Annotated in this window: 12 protein-coding genes; 3 read left to right on the top strand and 9 right to left on the bottom strand. The window is 38.3% G+C overall.

All coding sequences use genetic code 11. The annotated features are described in order from the left end of the window. Nucleotides 1-220: 220 nt before the first annotated feature. From D0T08_RS11310 to D0T08_RS11320, 3 genes are read left to right on the top strand one after another with little or no spacing between them, the layout of a single operon-like run. On the top strand, nt 221-949 hold the full coding sequence (locus D0T08_RS11310; protein ID WP_116982744.1) for a YafY family protein: 729 nt from the start codon (nt 221-223) through the stop codon (nt 947-949). Between the two features lie 37 nt (nt 950-986). After that, entirely contained in the window at nt 987-1,445 is a 459-nt protein-coding gene (locus tag D0T08_RS11315) for a GyrI-like domain-containing protein (protein WP_116983025.1), read from the top strand. A 2-nt stretch (nt 1,446-1,447) separates the two neighbouring features. Next, on the top strand, nt 1,448-1,816 hold the full coding sequence (locus tag D0T08_RS11320; RefSeq protein ID WP_116982745.1) for a DUF1801 domain-containing protein: 369 nt from the start codon (nt 1,448-1,450) through the stop codon (nt 1,814-1,816). 113 nt (nt 1,817-1,929) lie between these two features. Here the strand turns inward: D0T08_RS11320 and D0T08_RS11325 are convergent, their stop codons facing one another. From D0T08_RS11325 to D0T08_RS11360, 9 genes are all read right to left on the bottom strand, one after another. Next, a complete protein-coding gene (locus tag D0T08_RS11325) occupies nt 1,930-4,362 on the bottom strand; it encodes an ABC transporter permease (protein ID WP_116982746.1) in 2,433 nt (810 codons plus the stop codon). A gap of 481 nt (nt 4,363-4,843) precedes the next feature. Further along, on the bottom strand, nt 4,844-7,039 hold the full coding sequence (locus tag D0T08_RS11330; RefSeq protein WP_409012922.1) for an ABC transporter permease: 2,196 nt from the start codon (nt 7,037-7,039) through the stop codon (nt 4,844-4,846). Next, the gene (locus D0T08_RS27935; protein WP_229238946.1) at nt 7,036-7,203 is read right to left on the bottom strand and encodes an ABC transporter permease; all 168 of its coding nucleotides are present in this window, start codon (nt 7,201-7,203) and stop codon (nt 7,036-7,038) included. Before D0T08_RS27935 ends, D0T08_RS11330 begins: the two co-directional genes overlap by 4 nt. Nucleotides 7,204-7,838: 635 nt before the next feature. After that, a complete protein-coding gene (locus D0T08_RS11335) occupies nt 7,839-10,274 on the bottom strand; it encodes an ABC transporter permease (RefSeq protein WP_116982747.1) in 2,436 nt (811 codons plus the stop codon). A 137-nt stretch (nt 10,275-10,411) separates the two neighbouring features. Next, a complete protein-coding gene (locus tag D0T08_RS11340; protein ID WP_116982748.1) occupies nt 10,412-12,850 on the bottom strand; it encodes an ABC transporter permease in 2,439 nt (812 codons plus the stop codon). A 292-nt stretch (nt 12,851-13,142) separates the two neighbouring features. After that, nucleotides 13,143-15,590 (bottom strand): ABC transporter permease, encoded by a 2,448-nt coding sequence (locus D0T08_RS11345; protein ID WP_116982749.1) that lies wholly within the window; start codon nt 15,588-15,590, stop codon nt 13,143-13,145. Between the two features lie 83 nt (nt 15,591-15,673). Further along, a complete protein-coding gene (locus D0T08_RS11350; RefSeq protein WP_116982750.1) occupies nt 15,674-18,064 on the bottom strand; it encodes an ABC transporter permease in 2,391 nt (796 codons plus the stop codon). A gap of 418 nt (nt 18,065-18,482) precedes the next feature. Further along, nucleotides 18,483-20,903 (bottom strand): ABC transporter permease, encoded by a 2,421-nt coding sequence (locus D0T08_RS11355; RefSeq protein WP_116982751.1) that lies wholly within the window; start codon nt 20,901-20,903, stop codon nt 18,483-18,485. 66 nt (nt 20,904-20,969) lie between these two features. Then, the gene (locus D0T08_RS11360) at nt 20,970-22,247 is read right to left on the bottom strand and encodes an amidohydrolase family protein (protein ID WP_116982752.1); all 1,278 of its coding nucleotides are present in this window, start codon (nt 22,245-22,247) and stop codon (nt 20,970-20,972) included. Nucleotides 22,248-22,278 lie beyond the last annotated feature (31 nt).

Consider the following 22,278-nt stretch of genomic DNA (forward strand, 5'->3'; position numbering starts at 1 on the left):
TATTTCTTGTTAAACCTTTGCTATTTTAAGATAATTCAGAATAATTATGCGATGAAAAAGCACAAATACACTTCAAATAAGAATCAATTAACTCATTTTACAGTATTTTATTTTATCAAATTGACTATTCACAGGTTTTCAACTATTTAATTAAACCCAAACAAAAATCATATTTTGACATAGTTTTAACTATTTTTGATGTATCAATAAGAGATATATCATGATTGATTCTGAAACCCCGAGGCTCTCGCGACTTACTGCCATTATTACTTTCCTGCAAACAAAACGTTTAGTTACTTCTACCGAATTAGCTAAGAAATTTGGTGTAAGTATCAGAACCATTTACCGGGACATCAGGGCTTTGGAGCTATCCGGTATTCCCATTTGTACAGAAGAAGGAAAGGGGTATTCTTTGGTTGAAGGATTTTCATTAGCCCCTGTCATGTTTACTGAAACAGAAGCCAATGCCTTGATAACTGCTGAACAACTGGTATTGAAAAACAGCGATACTTCTTTTATTAAAAACTATCAGGATGCGCTCATTAAGGTAAAAGCTGTACTACGCACCAATACCAAAGAAAAAGCCCGGATTCTGGCCGAAAGAATTATATATAGAAATAATACTCCGCAAAGTAGTAGTAGTCATTATTTGTCAATTATCCAGTTAGCGCTTACTAATTATGCGCCCATCCGTATCAATTATGTGTCATATGAGAATAATACTACCCAAAGAGTAGTTGAACCCTTTGCCTTATATAATACACAGGAAAACTGGGTGTTGATTGCCTACTGCCGGATGCGAAAAGAGAATCGCTCGTTCAGATTAGATCGTATTCAGTCCTTAGAGACCTTGCCTGAGAAGTTTCAGCCACAAAACATTACCTTGCAGGAATATTTTGAATCGGTGAGAAAGAAATATTTTAATACCCCTGACATACCTCTGTCTTAATGGTAAGCTAGTTTTGATGGAAACAAAAAGCAAAATCATGAATTTAACACACATCCCGGCGTTTGCCTTCATTGGCTTAAGCATCAGAACAACGAATGAAAATCAGCAAGCCATGCAGGATATACCTGCTTTATGGGCGAAATTCTTCGCAGAGAATACACTTGCCAAAATCCCCAACAAAGTAGATGATACCCTTTATTGCATCTACGCAGATTATGAAAAAGATTATACTAAGCCTTATACAACGTTTTTAGGCTGTAAAGTAGAAAACCTTGATAGTATCCCTGATGGATTGACAGGGAAATTAATAGATGGAGGAAATTATACTACATTTACAGCAAAAGGAAATCTTAATGAAGGAATTGTGGTGCAGAAATGGATGAAAATCTGGAACAGTAATTTAGACAGAGCCTACACTGCAGATATTGAGGTATATAGACAAAAAGCTCAAAACCCTGAAAATGCCGAAGTGAATATACTGATAGCTATCAAATAAATATGTTAAGCCCGATAGACCAATATTTTGAACAACAGGAAGAACCCATTAAAAGCTGTCTGCTTTTCCTGAGATCGTTTATATCAAAGTTCGATGCAGATATTACAGAAACATGGAAATACAAGATGCCTGTATATTGTTACAAGGGTAAAATGCTATGTTATTTGTGGATATATAAAAAATATAAAAGCAATAGCATTCCCCTCCCCTATATTGGCATTATCGATGGCAACCTGATAGATGAACCAGATTTGATTAAGGAAGCACGAGCCAGGATGAAAATTCTGCTTATAGACCCCAATGAGGATATTCCTGTTGAGAGAATTAAGAGGCTTTTGAGGGCGATGATACAATTAAGACAGAATTTTTAGGAGTTAAAAAGAACTCTCTATCAAGTGCTTTCATTTTAGAAAGACTTGATAGAGAGTTTATATTTATAAAAAACGTTTCTATTTGTACCTTTTTCCCTTCGCCTTTCTCTAAACTATTCCGTTTTTAATGACTTCACCGGATTCATCAGAGCCGCTTTGATGGCCTGGAAACTAATAGTAGCAAAAGCAATAACCACAGCCATTACTCCGGCCAGGATAAATATCCACCAGGCGATTTCTGTTCTATAAGCGAAATCCTGTAACCAGCTATACATAAAATAATAAGCAACAGGCGATGCTACTATTAGTGCTATTAATACTAACTTCAATAAGTCTTTTGATAGCAAGAGAATAATACCCGGAACAGTAGCACCTAAAACTTTGCGAATGCCAATCTCTTTAGTACGTTGCTGAACAATGTAACTTACCAGCCCTAACAGGCCCATACAAGCAATAAGAATACCCAGAAATGAAAATATCCAGAATACTTGTTGAGATACCTTTTCATTTCTATATAATTCTGCCAAATCTGCATCCAAGAAAGCATAATTAAAAGGTTGTTCCGGTAAAAACTTCTTCCATGTTTGTTGTAATTGCCCTACAACTGACTGAAAATCAGAGGTGTTAATTCTTGCGGCAATCAGATTACTTGCACCACCAAAAAAGCGATTATTGACAATAAACAAAGGCGTGATTTTTTGATGCAACGAAGAGAAGTGGAAGTCTTTTACTACACCTACGATGGTATAGGTAACTTCAGGGCCATCGCCCTGCACCAGATTGTCAGGACTGAATATTTTCTGCCCGATAGGATTTTTAAGACCAAGTGCTTTTACTGCTTCCTGATTCAGAATGACCGATAAAGAATCGTTAAATTCTCTCTGGAAGAAACGCCCTTCGGCTACTTCCATATTCAGGGTTTGCAGGTAGCCTTCATCAGCCATCATGGTTTTACCTGTTACAGTTTCTTTTTCACCACCTTTACGGAAAGTAATTCCAAAGAAAGCTTCCTGCCCCGGTTCAGCACTTGTACCTCCTACTTTTTCAACACCTGCAATTTTCTTTATTTCTTCTTTAAACACTTTAGTACGATCTCCTAAAAATCCGGCACCTCTTAGATGAATCACAAAATCTTTAGAGTAGCCGAGTTCTTTATTCTGAATAAAATTCAGTTGTCGGTATACCACCAGCGTACTGATAATCAAGATGATGGAAATAGAAAATTGAAAAACTACTAAACCATTACGCAAGGCATGCCCTTGTTTTTTAGAAGCAAACTTACCCTTAAGCACCTGTATTGGTTGGAATGAAGACAAAACCCCTGCCGGATATAAACCTGCCATTAAACCTACAGCTATTGATAGAATCAGCATGAGAGGTATGGTTTGCCAGGTAAAGAAATTATCTAATGCCAATTGTTTATTGGCTAAATTATTGAAGAAGGGTAACGCCAATACTACTATTAAAGTTGCTACCAACAAACTTGTTACGCTCAACAAAACAGACTCTGTCAGAAACTGAATAGATAACTGCGATTTCGTTGACCCCAGTGTTTTACGGATGCCAACTTCCTTGGCTCTTTCAGTAGAACGGGCTGTAGCTAAATTCATAAAATTGATACAAGCAATCAGCAATACAAAAACGGCAATTACCATGAAAATATATACCAGATTTCTACTACCATTCGCACCCAATTCAGCTTCCAGATGCGATTCTAAATGAATACTTTGTAAAGGCTGTAAGAAATAAAAGTAGCCATTGCCAGCCTTTACATAATCTTTGAAAGATACTCCAAAAGTCCGTTGCACTTCTCCTGCTGCATACTTTTCAACAATGGCAGGTATTTTGGCTTGTACTTGCTCGGGCGAAGTATGTGGTTTTAATAGAAGATAAGTTGAGGCAGAAAAACTGATATGATTGGTAGCCTCGGCAAAGCGATTACCCTTAATTGCACCCAGAAAATCGAATTGAAAATGAGCATTCTTAGGAACATCAGTACAGACTGCTGTTACTTGAAATTTTGGCCCTTGCACCAGTTCTATATATTTGCCTATTGCATTGGTTGTGCCGAAATAGCGTTTAGCTGTGCTTTCTGTCAATACAACAGTATTCGGTGCTAACAATGCTTTTTCAGGATTGCCTTGAAGCAATGGCAATTTAAATACCTTGAAGAAATTGGAATCAGCAAATAAAACGTTTCTCTCCTGATACACCTGATTATTGTGTCTGATAAGCGTTTCACCGCCGTTATCAAAAATTCTAACGGTTTCTTCTACCTCAGGCAATTCTTTCTTTACCGATTGGGCATAAGAAGGCGGAATAATAGCATACTTGGTCGACCTACCCGGGTAGATACGTTCAAGTGCCATGCGATAAACCCTGTCACCATTCTCCCAGAATTTATCATAACTCAATTCATCAAATACAAACATTAGAATCAGGATGCAGGAGGCCATCCCAATCGAAAGTCCGGTAATGTTAATTAAGGTTTGTAGTTTGTTTTTCAACAAATTTCGCCAGGCGATTTTTAAGTAATTGCGAATCATGCCCCTAGCCCCTAAAGGGGGACTTGTTTAAAGGTTATTGAAAATTTGAGCCCCCAACCGAACGGTGAACCGTCTCTAAAGGTGAGGTTAGAAGAAAAGTAAATTATCTTATTCTCTATACTAAAACAATTTAACAATCTTATCATAAAAGTTTATGTGGTTCAATCAGTCATTGTTTCATAAAGATACACCCCCTCAAAAAACATACCTAACATACAAACAACTCACTATCAACATTTTACACAGACAACTACACAGAAATTCGTCCACAAGCGGACAGTTTTCGTACGGTAGCGTACATGGGAATAAAAGAGAAAAAAGGAGAAAGGCAAAAGGAAGAACGATTGTTGGGGCTGAAAAAAAGGAACACGGAGAAAGTATGTTTTTCTTTCTACGTGTTCTATATTTTTTTTGTCCGCTGCTAAACTTCTCAAGCGCAAGCAACTCCCCTTTAGGGACGGTCCGCCGCTGCGGCCGGGGGTTACTCCGTCTTCAACGACTTAACCGGATTCGAAAGCGCCGCTTTAATCGCCTGATAACTGATGGTCAATAAGGCAATGGATACAGCCATTAGCCCGGCTAAGGCGAAAGTCCACCAGCCTATGGTAATTCGGTAATTGTAGTCAGCTAACCATTTAGTCATAGCCCACCAGGCAATAGGTGAAGCTACGGCAAAGGCGATGATTACAAGTCTTAGAAAGTCTTTTGAGAGCAAAGCCGTAAGGTTAAAGGTACTTGCGCCTAATACCTTGCGGATACCGATTTCTTTGATACGGTTTTCGGCAGTAAAAGTTGCCAAACCGAATAATCCTAAGCAAGAGATAATAATAGCTAAAGATGAGAACACCCCTGCAAAAGTGCCAAAGCGCTGTTGAGTACCAAATTTCTTCCCGTAATCATCATCTACAAACTGATACTGGAATGGATATGCGGGATTGTACTTTTTCGTTACAGTTTCCAATGCAGCCAGATTCTGTTGAGTAGAGCGGTCTTTATTGAAACGAACTGTAATTACATTATCCCAATTACGGGGTTTTACTAATAAGGGCTTGTTATCACCATAAGGCGAGCGAAGAATAAAGTCTTTCAATACACCTACGATGATAAAAGTTCTTTCATCGTTTTTCACCCACTCTCCTACCGGATTTTTCAATCCCATTACTTTCACTGCAGACTCATTCACAAGCATCGCCAGAGAGTCAGTTTTATAGGTATAGATATCTATGTCGCGGCCGTCTACCAGTTTCATACCCATGGTTTTGGCAAAATTAGCTGAACAGGTCATTACATCAAAATCAATCTTATGATTCTCAGGGCTGCCTTTCCACTGCACACCCCAGGTATCGCTCCAACCCTGCGATACAGGTGAATTGGTTTTGCAAATGCTTTCTGCTGTACCATTATTCAACAATTCCGAGCGAATAAGTTCATAATTTTTACCCATGTCTCCGGTCATGTACATAAATACCAGATTCTCACGGTTATATCCTGACGGACGGCCTTGTCCATGCTTAATCTGTTTATACACAATAATCGTACTGATAATGAGCATGATAGAGAAAGAAAACTGAATCACAACCAGAACTTTGCGAGGAGTAACTGCCTGATTCCCTGCTTTGAAGAAACCTTTCAATACCTTAATAGGTCTGAAAGAAGACAGATAAAAAGCAGGATAGCTACCTGCCAATACACCTGTCAGAAGTACGATAATTAAGGCTGCCATCCAGTAATAAGGATTAGCGAAGTCAAGTGTTAATTGTTTGGTAGTAAGTGTATTAAAACTTGGTAAAGTAGCATAAACAAGCAAAATGGCAAGAGCAAAAGAAATTGCCGACATAAGTATAGATTCCCCTAAAAATTGAGAAATAAGTCCTCTACGTTCAGCTCCGACTACTTTTCTGATGCCTACCTCTTTGGCTCTTTTTTCAGAACGTGCCGTACTTAAATTCATGAAATTGATACAGGCTATTAATAAAATAAAGATGGCGATAATAGCGGCCAAACGCACATAAGTGATACCTCCGCCCACTATTTTACCCTCTTTAAACTCCGAGTATAAATGCCAGAATTTAGCCGGATGCAAAAACACCTCTGTATCTTCTTCTTTATTCGAATGATTGATAGTGATATCCTTTATCTTCTTATTGACCAGATCAACTGATACGTTTGGCTTGAGTTCTATATAAGTCTGGTAAGAATTATTGCCCCAGTAAGAATTTTCGTTGCCCTCTTTTACAAGGTACTTCCAGGGAAGCAGGTATTCAAAACCGAAGCGGGTATTATTAGGTAAATCTTTCAGAACACCCGTTACCTTGAAATTATCCTTATTATCAATTTTCAGGATTTTGTTCATGGCAGGTTCATCTCCGAAAACTTTCCTGGCCATTTTTTCGGTAATCACAATGCTATAAATACCGTCTAAGGCATTTTTGGCACTGCCCTCTTTAAATGGGAACCCGAAAATGGTAAGTAAGGCAGGGTCGCAGATATTTCCTGAAATAAATACGCCTTTTTCTTTATAACTAACCAGTCTTTCACCTCCCCAACTCACAAAGCGAGCCGTTTCGGCTATATCAGGGTACTCAGCTTTCAGGGCAGGCCCTAAAGGAGCAGGCGTAGTTCCCCAGCACCAGAGTTCACCATCAAAAGTATTGCGGTTATATGCCTGATAAATCAGGTCTTTCTTTCGTAAGACTGATCGTAGCTTAACTCATTCTCAATCCAGAGCAAGAGCAACATTGTGCCTGCCAGCCCAACGGCAAGGCCAAAAATGTTGATAAACGAATAAACCTTGTTTTTAAACAGGCTTCTAAAAGCGATTTTGAAGTAATTCTTTAGCATAATTTTATAAGTAAATGGAGAAAGGAAGAAGAAGACTGTCCCTAGAAGAGCATATGAGAGGAATCCTCCTTTTACATTTTCCTTTATTCGGATTGGCAATGAGTACAAGCGAATAAGTCTTTACATAATAGACCCACAATATTTCTAATAGTTGCATCTAATACTCTTCTTGTACCAAATTCTTTTACTTTTTGCTCGGCAGTAAAAGAAATCAATCCAAATACCCACTGCAGGCATCAGAATAGATACATCGGTGAAGCCCGCAAAAAGATACTCATTACGTTATTCGGAAAGATATTGTTTATTAAAAATCGGCTAAGAAATAAAAATTAAAAGGTAAATCAGTTTTATATTTTTTATAGACTTTCTTGACAGAAGTCACCTTTTGCTGTAGGTCTAATTTGGGGTCAATTTTAATATATAGGGTGCGTAGTTGACTAGTATCTTTTACTACTCAACTACGCACCCTAGCATATATTTTTTGTTGGAGAGAAGTAAAATTGAAATCTTTAAGTACTCCTATTTTTCAGTAAATTCCTAAAAGCGATTTTAGGTAGCTTTCCAGCATACGGTTTGCTTTGAGCATGGAGCAGAGGGTATAGGGAAGCGTTTTACCCTGTGCTCTATGCTCACTACTACTCTGATTTTAATGATTTTACTGGATTCATTAATGCTGCTCTGATAGTCTGGTAGCTGATGGTTAGTAAGGCTATAGTGATGGCTATGATACCTGCCAGAGCAAATACCCACCATTTCATCTCGATATGATAAGCAAAGTCTTGTAACCAGCTGTGCATAGCCCAGCCGGCAACCGGGAAGGCGATCAAAGCTGCTATCAATACCAGTTTTACAAAATCTTTAGTCAGAATCACAATGATACTACTGATACTTGCTCCTAAAACTTTGCGAACACCTATTTCCTTAATACGTTGCTCGGCCGCATAAGTAGCCAGACCAAATAACCCTAAACAAGCAATCAGTATAGTCAGGATAGCCACTATCAGGAATATGGTTTGTTGTATCTGGTCTTGTTGATAGAATAAATCCCATTGCTGGTCTAAAAAATGATATTCAAACAAATGTTGCGCATCTATGCTATGCAGGATATTATCCATCTGCTTGAGTGTTTCAGCGATGTTTTCGGTGGTAACCCTGCTGCTGAAATAATCAATATTCTGAATAGGATTATTACGAAAGCCCAAAACCATAGGCGATACAGCCTGATGTAAAGACTGGAAGTTAAAATCTTTTACGATTCCTACCACTCTTACATTGAAAGAGGCATCGAGTTTTTCGATACTTCCTCCAAAGTCAACACTTGGAATCTCAATAATCTGATTCGATGCCTGAGTAATGCCCAGTTGTTTAGCAGCGCTTTCGTTAATAATAACGGCGGTAGAGTCGACTGTGCCTGTATTAATTAAATTTCTTCCTTTTAGTAGTTGAATATCATAAGTTTTCAGGAATTGGTCGTCAATACCTAGGAAATACATATCCTTACCTTCCAATGAGGTAACATTTTCATTTTTCACTCTCACTTTAGCTAAGTTTTTCCACTCGCCCGGTACGCGCGAACTAACCGAGACATTTTTTACCTGAGACAATTTGGCAAATTCTCTTTTAATGGTTTCAGCACCCCGCCTAACCTTACCACTATTAATATCTACAATCACCAATTGGTCTTTCTTAAAACCCATATCTTTAGTATCTACATATTTCATTTGCAGATAGACAATCGTAGTGGCCACTATCATAATGATAGACAACGAGAACTGAAATATGACCAAAAAGCGGCGAATAGAAAGATTTCCCTTACCAACGTTAATTTTATTCCTCAGCAATAAAATCGGCTTAATACGAGATTGGAAGATGGCAGGATACATGCCAGACATAAGGCTGGCTACTATTACCATTATACCCACACCTATCCAGATTCGATAATCTGTACCAAAGTCGAGCGTGAGTTTCTTATGTGTAAAATTATTAAAATAAGGCAGCGATGTCTGTACAACTAACAGTGCTAGTACTAAAGCAAAGAAAGTTACCAAAAAAGCTTCTGCAATAAACTGTTTAATGAGATTCTCTCGAGAGGCACCTGCTGTTTTGCGTACGCCTATTTCTCTGGCACGATTGGCAAATCTGGCTGTGGTTAGATTCATGTAATTAATACAGGCAATAACCAATACAAAGACCGCCAGCACAGCAAATATATAGATATAGGTTAGGTTACCTCCCGATGCTCCCTGAAAATCGTTTGAGTAAAAATGAATATCTTTTATCGCCTGAAGCGAATAAGCATATTTATCTTTTTCTTCCTGTGAGCGTTTAGATTTTATTAACTGATTGAGTTTTGCCTCTAGATTTTTAGTGTCAGCTTTTTCGTCGAGCAGAAAGTAGGTTGTAAAGTTATCAGAACTCCAGTCTGAACTAATAAAATCACGGAAACGCTTACCAGTAAGACTTGATTCTGAAAAAATCAGATTGAAAGAGATATGCGAATTGACAGGAATATCTTTCAGAACGGCAGTTACCGTATAAGGAAGAGAATCGCCATCTACTTTAATCGCTTTACCAATAACATTGGTTGAATTAAAGTATTTCATCGCTGATTCTTCTGTCAGAACTACTGAATTCGGAGCTGTTAAAGCTGTTTTTCGGTCGCCTGCTAATAAATCGAAGTCTAATACCTCTAAAAAATTGCTATTGGCAATCGAAAAGTTTTCGTAAAAAACGTTCGTATTTTCCTGTGTACCCACATTGGTTCTACCCGAAGTGGTAAATCTGGCTGCTTTTTTGATTTCCGGGAAAGTAGTTTTTCCGGTCTCAGATATCTGGTAAGCTACACTGGCTACTTTGGCTTCCTTTCCCTCGGCAGAAACCTTCTTATTCACTACCCGATAAATATGGTCGGCATGGGTATGAAAGCTGTCGAACGTCAGTTCATCAAAAATGTACAATGCGATTAAAAGAAAGCTGGTTAAGCCAACCATTAAGCCGAAGATATTGATAAAAGAGAACACCTTGTGTCTCATCAAATTTCTCCAGGCGATTTTAAAGTAATTTTTTAGCATAATTTTGTAAGGATAACGGAAAACGGAGAAAGGAAAAAGGATTTATTAAACCCCTTTTCCTCTACCCTTGCTTATTTTAATTTAAAAATTCTAATGTTTGAAAAATCCTTTTTCCGTTTTCCTGTCTCCTTTCTCCCCTACTCCGTCTTCAACGATTTCACAGGATTCATCAAGGCTGATTTAATAGCCTGATAACTTACGGTCAGGATAGCAATAGCCACTGCGATTACCCCCGCTAATGCAAAAACCCACCACTCTATTTCTATACGATAGGTAAAATCAGTGAGCCATTTATTCATTAACCACCAGGCTATCGGGCTGGCAACCAATAAGGCAATGACTACCAATTTAATAAAGTCTTTGGTTAAAAGCGTAGTGATGCTGAATACTGATGCACCTAATACTTTGCGGATACCTACCTCTTTGGTACGTTGTTCAGAAATGTAGGTTACCAATCCGAATAAGCCTAAACAAGCAATCAGAACAGTAAGTATAGCAAATGTGATAGCTATTTTACCCACCCTTTGCTCGGCTCTGTACATCTGATCAAAACTCTCATCTAAAAAGCTATAGCTGAAAGGCATCTCAGGCGCCATAGCTCTGTATTTCTTTTCAATTTTATTGACAAGCCCCTGCAAATCATCGGTGCGCACTTTAAATGCCATCGTCCAGTCGCTTTTGCCTAAGCGCATACTCAAGGGCCCGATGGTTTCGTGCATAGAAGAGAAATGAAAGTTTTCAACTACGCCAACTATCTCGTAAGATTTAGTCTGACCTGAACCTGGAGGGCCGTCTGAAGTATACAGTTTTTTCCCAATAGGGTCTTCATAGCCTATTATTTTAGCCGTAGCTTCATTGATAATAATACCGCTTGAATCAGAGCCAAAATCTTTAGAGAAATTTCTGCCTTTTACAATTTTCATTCCCAGCGTAGGGATATAATCATAGTCTATCCGCCAGGTTTGCATATTGAAGCCATTCTTCATATCCATCACCGCTTCTTTTGAGAAACTATTATCATTACGGGAAGAATTAGAAACTGGTAAATACGCTGCATTAGTGCCATTCTGCACACCTGCCAGTTTCATTACTTCATTCTTGAAAGATTCTGACTTCTGACCTAATGCACTTGTTCCATCAACCACTAATACCTGATCCTTATTGAAACCTATATTTTTAGTCTGGATATAGTTTAACTGACGATACACAATAATAGTACTGATAACCAGAAAGATTGAAGTAAAAAACTGGAAGGTTACCAAAGCATTGCGAAAATTACTTTTCTGAAATCCGGCATTTACTTTGCCTTTTAGTACAACAATCGGCCTGAAAGAGGAAAGGAAAAATGCAGGATAATAACCTGCAAGAATACCTACCACGATAGGTAATAGCAATAAGAAAGGCAGGGTTTTTACAGAAAATAAGGTACCCAATGTAAAAGCTTTAGCTGCCAAATCATTAAAATAGGGTAATATCAGCCAGGTTAATAGTAAAGCTACCACAAAGGCCAGGTAACTCATCAAGGTTGACTCTGCCATGAACTGGCTCATTAAAGTGCCTTTACCCGTACCTAAAACCTTGCGAATACCCACCTCTTTCGCCCGATTGGCTGAACGCGCCGTTGAAAGATTCATGAAGTTGATACATGCCAATAGCAAAACAAAGAAGGCAACTGCCGAGAAGATATAAACGTATTGGATATTGCCATTCACGCCCAATTCCGGAAATCTATCTGATTTCAGGTGAATATCAGTCAATGGCATCAGGCTATACTCTAATTTATTACCAGATTTTCTGAATTCTTCTATGCTTTTTACCTGCATAAATTCTCTTGCCTGTGGCACTACATATTTGACAATTACCTGCTCTAGCTTCTTCTCAAAAGCTTTATAATCAGACCCTTTTTTCAGAACAATATAGGTATGAAAGTTATGGCTTAGGAAATTTCCGAATCCATAATCCACATTATCCATCGAAAATATCATATCAAAATGAAAGTGTGAATTCTTCGGAATATCTTTTATTATGGCAGTAATGTTGTACTGTATTTTATCCTGAATACCTACTTCAAGGCTCTTGCCTAAAACATCGGTTGTACCAAAATATTTTTTCGCAGCACTCTCGCTAATAACAACTGTATTAGGTTGATCTAAGGCAGTTTTCGGATTGCCTGCTATCACAGGCAAGGTAAATACATCAAAGAGTGTTGAGTCGGCATAAACCACGTCATTTTCTGTAATATACTCATTGCCTTTTTTAACAAATTTAGAGCCCTCGCTGGCATAGAATCTTACATATTGCTCTACTTCGGGATAGTCCTTTTTCAATACAGCCCCGGCAGGATCGGCACTTACTGCCAATCGCAGGTCTGTACCACCGAAACGTATATCAGCCTCTAACCGATAAATTCTGTCGGCTTTTTCATGGAATTTATCATAGCTGAGTTCATCGACTACATATAATCCTATGAGTATAAAGCTGCTGAAGCCAATGGCCAGACCAGAGATGTTAATAAGCGAAAAAGTCTTGTTTTTCAACAAATTCCGCCAGGCGATTTTCAAGTAATTGCGTATCATAATTTTTAAGTTAACGGAAAAAGGAGAAAGGAAAATGGAGAAAGGTGGTTCAATTAATTTCTCAATCTTGGTTACTCTTTTTCAATCGGTTTATGTTTAAAATATTACCATTATGATAGTTAAGATGCAAAAAACACTCAAAACGTTACAGAAAATAAATACTTTTTACACTATTTTTATCTGTAACGCCTTTATAATCAAAACTTCATTGCCACAATGTACACTAAGTACTCAATATGGCACAATTATCATTTTCTTCCAGTCTTAAGCTACCCTTTAGGGGCTGGGGGTTTTACTCAGTCTTCAAAGACTTCACCGGATTCATCAAAGCGGCTTTAATCGACTGAAAACTGATGGTGATAAGCGCAATGATTAAGGCAGAAATACCTGCTATCAGGAATACCCACCATTGTATATTAATTCTACTGGCAAAATCCTGCAGCCATTGGTTCATTACTCCCCAGGCAAGTGGGAAGGCAATCAGGGAGGCAATGAGTACCAGTTTCAGAAAATCCTTAGAGAGTAGCACTACAATGCTTGAAATACTTGCCCCTAATACCTTGCGAACACCAATTTCTTTGGTACGTTGCAAAACATTGTAAGAAGATAAACCCAATAGCCCTAAACAAGCCACAAAAATGGCCAGCATAGCAAAAAAGCCGAATACTTTTCCGAAGAGAATATCTGATTTATACTGACGATCGAAATGTTTATCAAGGAAGAAATAATTAAATGGATCGTTCGGAAAATAACGATTCCATAAGCCCTGAACCTCTCCCAGGGTTTTGCTAACATCAGCAGTTTTTAGTTTGATAGAATGAAATCCGCCATTTTGCAGGTTTATTCTCGCCACCATCGGGTTAACTGCTCTTTTCAAACTTTCCTGATGGAAATCTGCCATTACACCAATTACATTTACTGTATCACCACCGACAACTACTTTTTCGTTAATAGCCTTTTGTGCATTCTCTATCCCCAATGCTTTTACGGCCGATTCATTCAATAATATATTTTTGCGATGTTGATCTTCACCAAATTTTTCAGAGAAGGCTCTTCCCGCTACCATTTTCATATCATACGCCGGAACGAAATCATAATCCATCGACATGATGTACATAGTCGTGTTAAATTCTTTCGGTTTACGTATCCATCTTGCTCCATTGGTCCAATAAACTTCATCACCTGGTACAGTCGATGATAAGGTAATATTTTCAGCACCATTCAGTTTCAGTATATCGTTTTTAAATGGTTTAAAAGAAGATTGAAACAAAGAATCCTGTACTGAACTCGCTCCCTCCAACACCAAGGTTTGTGCAATATCAACACCCAACTTCTGATTTCTCATATAGTTTATCTGTTGATATACTACAATAGTGCCTATAATTAAAGCAATAGAGGCCGAAAACTGCGAAACAATTAATACCCGACGCATAGACACGCCACCTGTCAATCTAGGCATAATACCTTTTAGAACAATAATAGGTTTTACACCAGACATCACAAACGCCGGATACATTCCTGAGAGAAAAGTCCCTCCTACAAAAACAAGGAGCATAATTAGCCAGAAACCTATGTTATTGCTAAAATTGAAGGTGATTTGTTGCTCTAAGAAATTACTGAAGGAAGGCATGGCAAAGTACGCAATGGTAAAAGATAGCACTAATGCCGAAAGATTAAGAATCAGGCTTTCCATCATGAACTGCCCTACCAATTGCTCTCTCAGAGCACCCATTACTTTACGAACACCCACCTCCTTAGCTCTTTCTAAAGAGCGTGCAGTAGCCAGATTGATATAGTTAGTCCAGGCAATAGCCAGAATAAAGAAGGCGATTAAAAATAACCAGGATACTGCCTGACCATTGCCATTCACTTCTGCTTCCTGATTAAAGTTGGCATATAAGTGAATATCTGTCATTGGCATCAGGTAAGCCTCCGTTCTGCGGTTACTTTTAGGGTCTCTTTTAGAGTTAATGTAACGGTCACATAATGACTGCATTTTTGCCTGTACCTGTGCTATAGTAGCATCCGGACGAAGCTTAAAATAAGTGTAGAAATCATACCAACCCCAGGCTGTTTCGGTAGCGTTTTCGGTATCACCCCTTTCTTTAAGAACTTTACCCAATGTGCTATAGGATACCAGATAATCAATGATCAGGTGAGAATTCTTAGGATAATCCTTAAAAACGCCTGAAACTTCAAAAGCACGCGGATTACCCATGCCGCCTACTTTTAATATTTTACCTAATGGATTTTCGTCAGCGAAATACTTTTTAGCATAGCTTTCTGACAGCATTATCTTTTCGGGAGCATTCAGCGCAGTGGCAGAATTGCCCTTTACCATTGGTATCGTGAATATTTTCAATATAGAAGGGTCGGCAAAATAGCCTTTTTGCTCATTGAATTTTATATTACGTGCTTCGTTTGTAAGCAATATATTGGCATCAATCAGACGTCCGGCTTCTTCAATTTCCGGAAATTCTTTCTTCATGGTCGGCGCAAATGCCGGATAAACCGTGGCCGATTTCCAAAGTAATTTGCCCTCGTTGTAATTATCTATACGTAAGCGGGCGATCCTTTCGGCGTCTTCATGAAATTTATCAAAACTACGCTCATAATTTACATACTGCAGAATCAGCAGACAGCAGGTCATACCAATAGCTAGGCCGAAGATATTCAGCAAAGTAAAACCCTTTCTTTTTGAAAGGTTTCTTAAGGCGATTTTTAGATAGTTACGTAGCATTTGAATATAGGGTTAAGAGAGAAAGGAAAACGGAGAAAGGAACAAGTAAAAAAGTTTTCCCCTTGTTCCTTTCTTCCCTCCAACTATTCTGTTTTCAACGACTTCACTGGATTAGCTAGTGCCGCTTTAATGGCCTGATAGCTCACTGTCATTAAAGTCACGATTAATGCCACAACAAGCACTAATAAGAATACGCCTACACCAATGTCTATTTTGTAGGTATAGTCTTTCAGCCATTCCTTCATGGCATACCAGGCGATAGGTGAAGCAATAGCACAAGAAATGACAATTAACTTCACGAAGTCTTTTGAGAGTAAGCCCCAAAGGTTGGCAACGCTGGCTCCCAGTACTTTTCTTACACCTATTTCTTTCTTGCGTTGTTCAGCCATAAATGAAGCTAAACCAAACAAGCCCAGGCATGAAATGAAGATAGCTAATACTGAAATGATAGCAGCCAAATTGCCAATCAGCTCTTCGTAGTTGAATTTTGTGGCATATTCACTGTCTGCAAACTTATAGGCAAACGGAAAGCCCGGATTGTATTTATCGAAAATTGGTTTAATACGTTTGATAGCTTCGGCACTCGCAACATTCGGGTTGATTCTGACATTAATAAAATTTACCCAACCTTTCTCGAATACGATAGTTAGCGGTGCAATATCACGATAAGGCGACTGCATCATTACATCTGCTACCACTCCTACTATTCTGCGATCTTTGCCATTCCATTTTACCATTTCATCTACCGGATGTTTCAGCCCCATTCGTTTAACGGCGGCCTCATTCAGAATTACACCTGTAGAATCAGTCGAAAACTCTTTAGAAAAATCTCTACCTTCTTTTAATTTTACACCTATTGTTTTTACATAATCATAATTGGTAGCAATGGTATTAAAAAGAACTGATTTTTCTTCCGGTGTTGAGCCTTTCCACTCCCAGCCATTATTATTACTGTAGATATCAGTTGGTGGCGAATTAGTTTCGCAAACAGATGATACCATTCCTGAAGCAATCAATTCGTTGCGGAGAGGCTCATAATTGTCAATCAGGTCTTTAGAAACTTCTACCGAAATAAGCCCCTGACTATTAAATCCAATAGGACGGTTTTTAGCATGCTGTATCTGCTGATAGATAATCACAGTGCCAATCATCAGTACAATAGAGAAAGTAAACTGGATAACTACCAGAATTTTGCGTGGTAAAGAGGCATTCTTACCCACATGTACGCCGCCTTTCAGGATTTTAACAGGGTTGAAAGAAGATAGATAAAGGGCAGGATAGCTTCCGGCTAATAAACCTGTAAATAGTGTAAAACCTAGTATAATTGCCCAGAAAACAGGATTATCAAACTGAATACTCATCAGTTTTTCGGTCAGTTTATTAAAGTATGGCAACGAAAGTGCTACAAGAAGAAATGCTACTATCAACGCCAGAAAAGCAATCAGAATAGATTCGCTCAAAAACTGGCCGATTAATTGTTTACGGGCTGACCCAACTGCTTTGCGTACACCCACTTCTTTGGCGCGCTTTTCCGAACGGGCAGTACTCAGGTTCATGAAATTGATACAGGCAATTACCAGAACAAAGATGCCGAAAATACCAAACAGCTTCACGTATCTGATGAATCCACCTGAGTTCACACCATCGGTAAAATCGGAGTATAAGCGCCATTTTTCCATTGGGTGTACAAAGACAGCAGGCTTAATGCTTTTTTGCATCAGCTCATTATCTTTAAAATGGTCTAATACCACATTCTTGATTTTGGTACTGGTTTTTTCAGGGTCAACACCATCCTTCAGCTGTGCATACGCCTGCCATGAATTATTACCCCAGTTTGTTTTATGAAATTTTGGAATCCAGTCGTAAATTTTTTCCTGTAAATGCCAGGGCATCAGATAATCGTATTGCAAGGTGGCGTTCTTTGGCTGTTTTTCTACTACAGCAGTTACCTTCAGATTCATTGTATTATCTACTCTCACTACCTTGCCAACAGGGTCTTGCTTACCAAAAAGAGCTTCGGCCGTTTCCTCTGTCAATACGATAGAATAAGGCTCTTTCAATGGGTCTTTATCTCCATTTTTAACTTTCAATGAGAACATATCAATGGCATCCTGGCCAATAAAATGTCCGAATTTCAAAAATTTCTGATTACCTACTACTAGTGAGCGGGTACTACCCCAGTCGCACATGGCTACAGCTTTAAAATCAGGGAATTTTGTTTGCAATTCATCTCCCATCGGGAAAGGGATGGCATCTTGTGTACCTCGTTTTCCATCAAAGGTCTGATGCATTTTAATCTGATAAAGCGTAGCATAATTGGCATGGTGCTTATTGGCCGACAGCTCGTCGTTTATCCAAAGACCGATCATCATAGCCACTGCCATACCTACGGCCAGACCAAAGACATTAATAAACGAGTAAACCTTACTCTTAGCAAGATTTCTCCAGGCGATTTTTAAGTAATTGCGTATCATAATTTTGAGGTATTGGAAAAAGGAGCAGGGAGAACGGAACAAGGAAAAGCAAATACGACTTGTTCCGTTCGACGTTTTCCTTTCTCCATTTTCTATTGTAATTATAGCATCTAAAGCCATGCCAAAATCACAACACTCTTATTATCAACATATTACACCCAGTTAAAAATAAAATCCTGTCCGAAAATGGACAGGATTTCGTACAGTAACGGACAAGCACTTCCGAAAGGTTTTATCATGATTCGTATTTATGATTTTTTAAGCTAGCTTATACTAAACTTATATTATAATCATAAAATCAACCAGAGCAATTCATAACAAAAAATCCAAGGCAGATTTGAATGAAATAGAGAATAAATAATCAAAAGGAAAAAGTCTTTGTTGGGTATGCCCATTAACCTTTATTCCATGCCCTTCGCTATTCCGTCTTCAAACTCTTTATCGGATTTGTCAGTGCTGCCTTAATAGCCTGAAAGCTAATTGTAAGCAATGCTACACCAATAGCACCTGCACCTGCCAGTACAAATACGGGCCATTCAATATCTACTTTATAAGCAAAATCCTGTAGCCATTTACCCATTCCCCAATAGCCTAATGGGAAAGCGATTAAACAGGCTATCAGAATTAATTTTACGAAATCAACTGAAAGTAAAATCACAATTTGTGATACATTGGCACCTAATACCTTACGGATGCCTATTTCTTTGATGCGTTGCTCGGCGGTAAAAGTGGCTAGTCCGAATAAACCTAAGCAGGCGATAAAAATGGTAAGTCCCGTGAATATGCCTAAAATGACACCGGTTTTTTGTTCGGCCATATAGCTTTTATTGAAAAGCTCGTCAAGAAACGCATAATCGAAAGGTTCTTCTACTTTAAATGTCGCCCATTGGCTTTTTATGTCTTTTAACAAGCCCGGAATATCCTGCGCTTTCACTTTTATTATTAAACCCGAATTGTTTTCCAGTACCATTGCCAATGGAGCAATTTCTTCATGCAATGATCTGAAATGAAAATCTTTTACTACACCAATAACTTTATATACTTTCTTATTCCCCTGGTTATCCGTAAATCTATTTACAGTATGCCCTACGGCATCTTTGCCCCAGCCATAAATTTTAGCAATTGTTTCGTTGATAATTATTCCCGACGAATCTGTTGCAAATTCTTTTGAAAAATTGCGCCCACTTACTAATTCCATTCCCATAGTCGGAATATACTGATCATCTACCTGATAGATGATGGTTCTTCTGTTCTGATTAACTTTTTCATCCGGATAAGTCCCCGACATATTGGTATTGGTAGGTCCGGCAGGTAAGTATCCCGAAACAGTGACATTCATTACTCTGGGGTCTCTCAGAAGCTGGTCTCTGAAAATCAGTTCATTTTGCCCCAATGCCCATGAGTTTCTTAAAACCAATAACTGGTCTTTATTATACCCAAGTTTTTTGCTTTGGATATAAGATAACTGCTGATAAACGATAGTAGTACCTATAATTAAGGCAATAGAAATCATAAACTGAAAAACAACCAGACCGCTTCTCAAACCAATATTTTTGCCAGCCGCCATAAACTTGCTTTTTAGAACCGAGGCCGGTTTGAATGAAGAAAGGAAGAATGCCGGATAGCTCCCTGCTAATAAGCTTACCAATAAACCAAATAAAACAAGTCCTGTAATTACAAGCAGATAATTAGTGAATTGCAGGCTTAATTCCTTACCCGATAAATCATTAAACAGAGGCAACGCTATTCTAACCATCACCAATGCCAGGGCTAAAGCAAAAAAGGTGAGCATTAATGATTCAAGAAGAAACTGCCCTATTAACTCGTATTTAACTGACCCTAATACCTTTCTGATACCAACTTCTTTGGCACGTTTTGAAGCACCTGCCGTAGAAAGATTCATGAAGTTGATACAGGCAATCAATATCATAAAGATGGCAATCGCCCCAAATATGTATACATAACGAACATCACCACCGGGCTCAATACTCACACTAAAATCGGAGTATAGGTGAATATCTGTTAATGGTTGTAAATGAAATCTTATATCATTACCTTTTTTTCTGAATTCGCTCAATGTTACGCCTAAAGCCTTTTGCAATTGAGGCGCCACATATTTTTCTATCAACTGCGGTAGTTTGGCTTCAAGTTTTTTATAATCCTGACCTTTGCGTAATAGTAGATAAGAGAAATAATTAGATTCCATCCAGCTCGTTCCCTTCGCCTCTTCCAGACTTGCCATTGAACCAAACAAATCAAAATGAAAATGTGAATTAGCAGGCACTTTCTCAATGACACCCGTTACCTTATAAACCTGTTTCCAATCCTTGAAAGTCAATACTTTACCGATTGGGTCTTCCTTCCCAAAGTATTTATTGGCCATTGCCTGAGTAATCACTATAGTATTAGGTTCAAGCAATGCGGTTTTCGCGTCTCCTTTAATGAGCGGAAGTGTAAATATCTGGAAGAAGTTAGCGTCAACATAAGCCAGATTGCCATCCTTGAAGGTTTTTTCTCCAACAGTAATTTTATGGTAGCCATAGTTTCTTAGCCTGGTAGCATCTTCTACCTCCGGGTAATCATTTTTTAGAGTAGAGGCTGTCGGAGCCATAGTTACGGCCTCTTTCATGTCTTCTCCATTAATTGTCCCTTTAAAAACCACACGCACCATCCTGTCTGCCTTTTCATTGTATTTATCATAACTTAATTCATCCTGTACAAAAAGCATGATGATTAAGCAAGTGGCTATACCAATAGCCAGCCCAAATACATTGATAGCAGAAAAAACCTTATTTTTCACAAGGTTACGAAATGCGATTTTCAGATAATTGCGTATCATAATTTATGTTTTATTGCACCTGATACAATAAATGTTCGGGCATTGATGCTGAACTATTTTTAACTGTCATTTTATAATTTCTCCCTCTTTCATAACAAAAACTACCTTTTCAAGCGTACGAATATTATCCAAAGGGTTTTCTTCTACTGCAATTATATCGGCAAAGTATCCATTCAGAAGTAGCCCGATTTTGCCTTCACCAGCTAGAAGGTCACCAGGATGCATTGTAGCCGACTGTAGAATCTGAAGGTTAGTCATTCCAGCTTCTTTATATGTGCCATAAGAGCTCGCTGCCATCTGGCCTCTTGTAATACTAGCGTTATAATAATATAAGTCTGATCCAAAGGCAATTTTAACCTTAGCTGCTACGGCTCTCTGAATTCTTTTCTGATACCGTTCAACTCCTTGCGCATCGGTTGGCACTAAATAGATATTTTTTTCGGCCATAAGTTGAAGTACTTCCGATGAAAGTGTGTATCCATGTTCAATTGAACTAACTCCAGCCTTTATTGCGAGTAGCGAAGGACCATCGCCATTAGTAGCATGTGCCGCTACTTTAAGTCCAGCCCTCTTTGCTTCATCTACTATTGCTGTCAACTCCTCCTCACTTAAAACAAGCCTGCCATTGTTAACAATAATTTTAATACAATCTGCTCCATCATAAATCGCTTGTCGAACTGCCTTTCGAGCATCATCAATGCTATTTATTTCAATGTATTCTTTTGAGATAATTACATTCTGAACTTCTGGAGTCATTTTAGAAAATTGACCTCCAATTGGTGAAAGTGCCCTTGTTGTAACAAATAAACGAGGTCCAATAATCCAACCTTTATTTATTGCATCCCGGAGAGCCACAGCACTATTCATTCCTGAATTACCTAAATCTCTGACTGATGTATAGCCTGACATTAGCATCTCCCTGGCATATTTGGCTCCCAATAATGCTCTATCACCTTCTGTTAGCTTTACAGTTTCAATAATGATATTGGCTCCAGATACTCTTTCAAGTTCACCGTAGTATTCATGACACAAATGGGTATGGGCATCAATTAAACCTGGTAAAATATATTTATCAGATAGGTTAATTATTTTAGCACCATCAGGAATGGGTAAACCCGTACCAATTTTTTCAATTTTCCCATTCCGGATATAAAGCACCGGATTTACAACTGTTTTCCCATTTTGAACATCAATTAGTGCTTTTGCCATTAAAACAGTCACGACATTCGTATTATCTTTAACAGACTGCCCATATGAGAGAGTAACAGTTAACAATAGTATAAGACCTGCTTTAAAATTTACTACATTTTTAAATATTGAATGATTTAGAATTTTAGCAACCATTTTTTTTATTCAAAATTTGTAAGTAATTAAA

This window comes from Emticicia sp. C21 (genome assembly GCF_003418935.1).
Taxonomy (GTDB): Bacteria; Bacteroidota; Bacteroidia; order Cytophagales; family Spirosomataceae; genus Emticicia.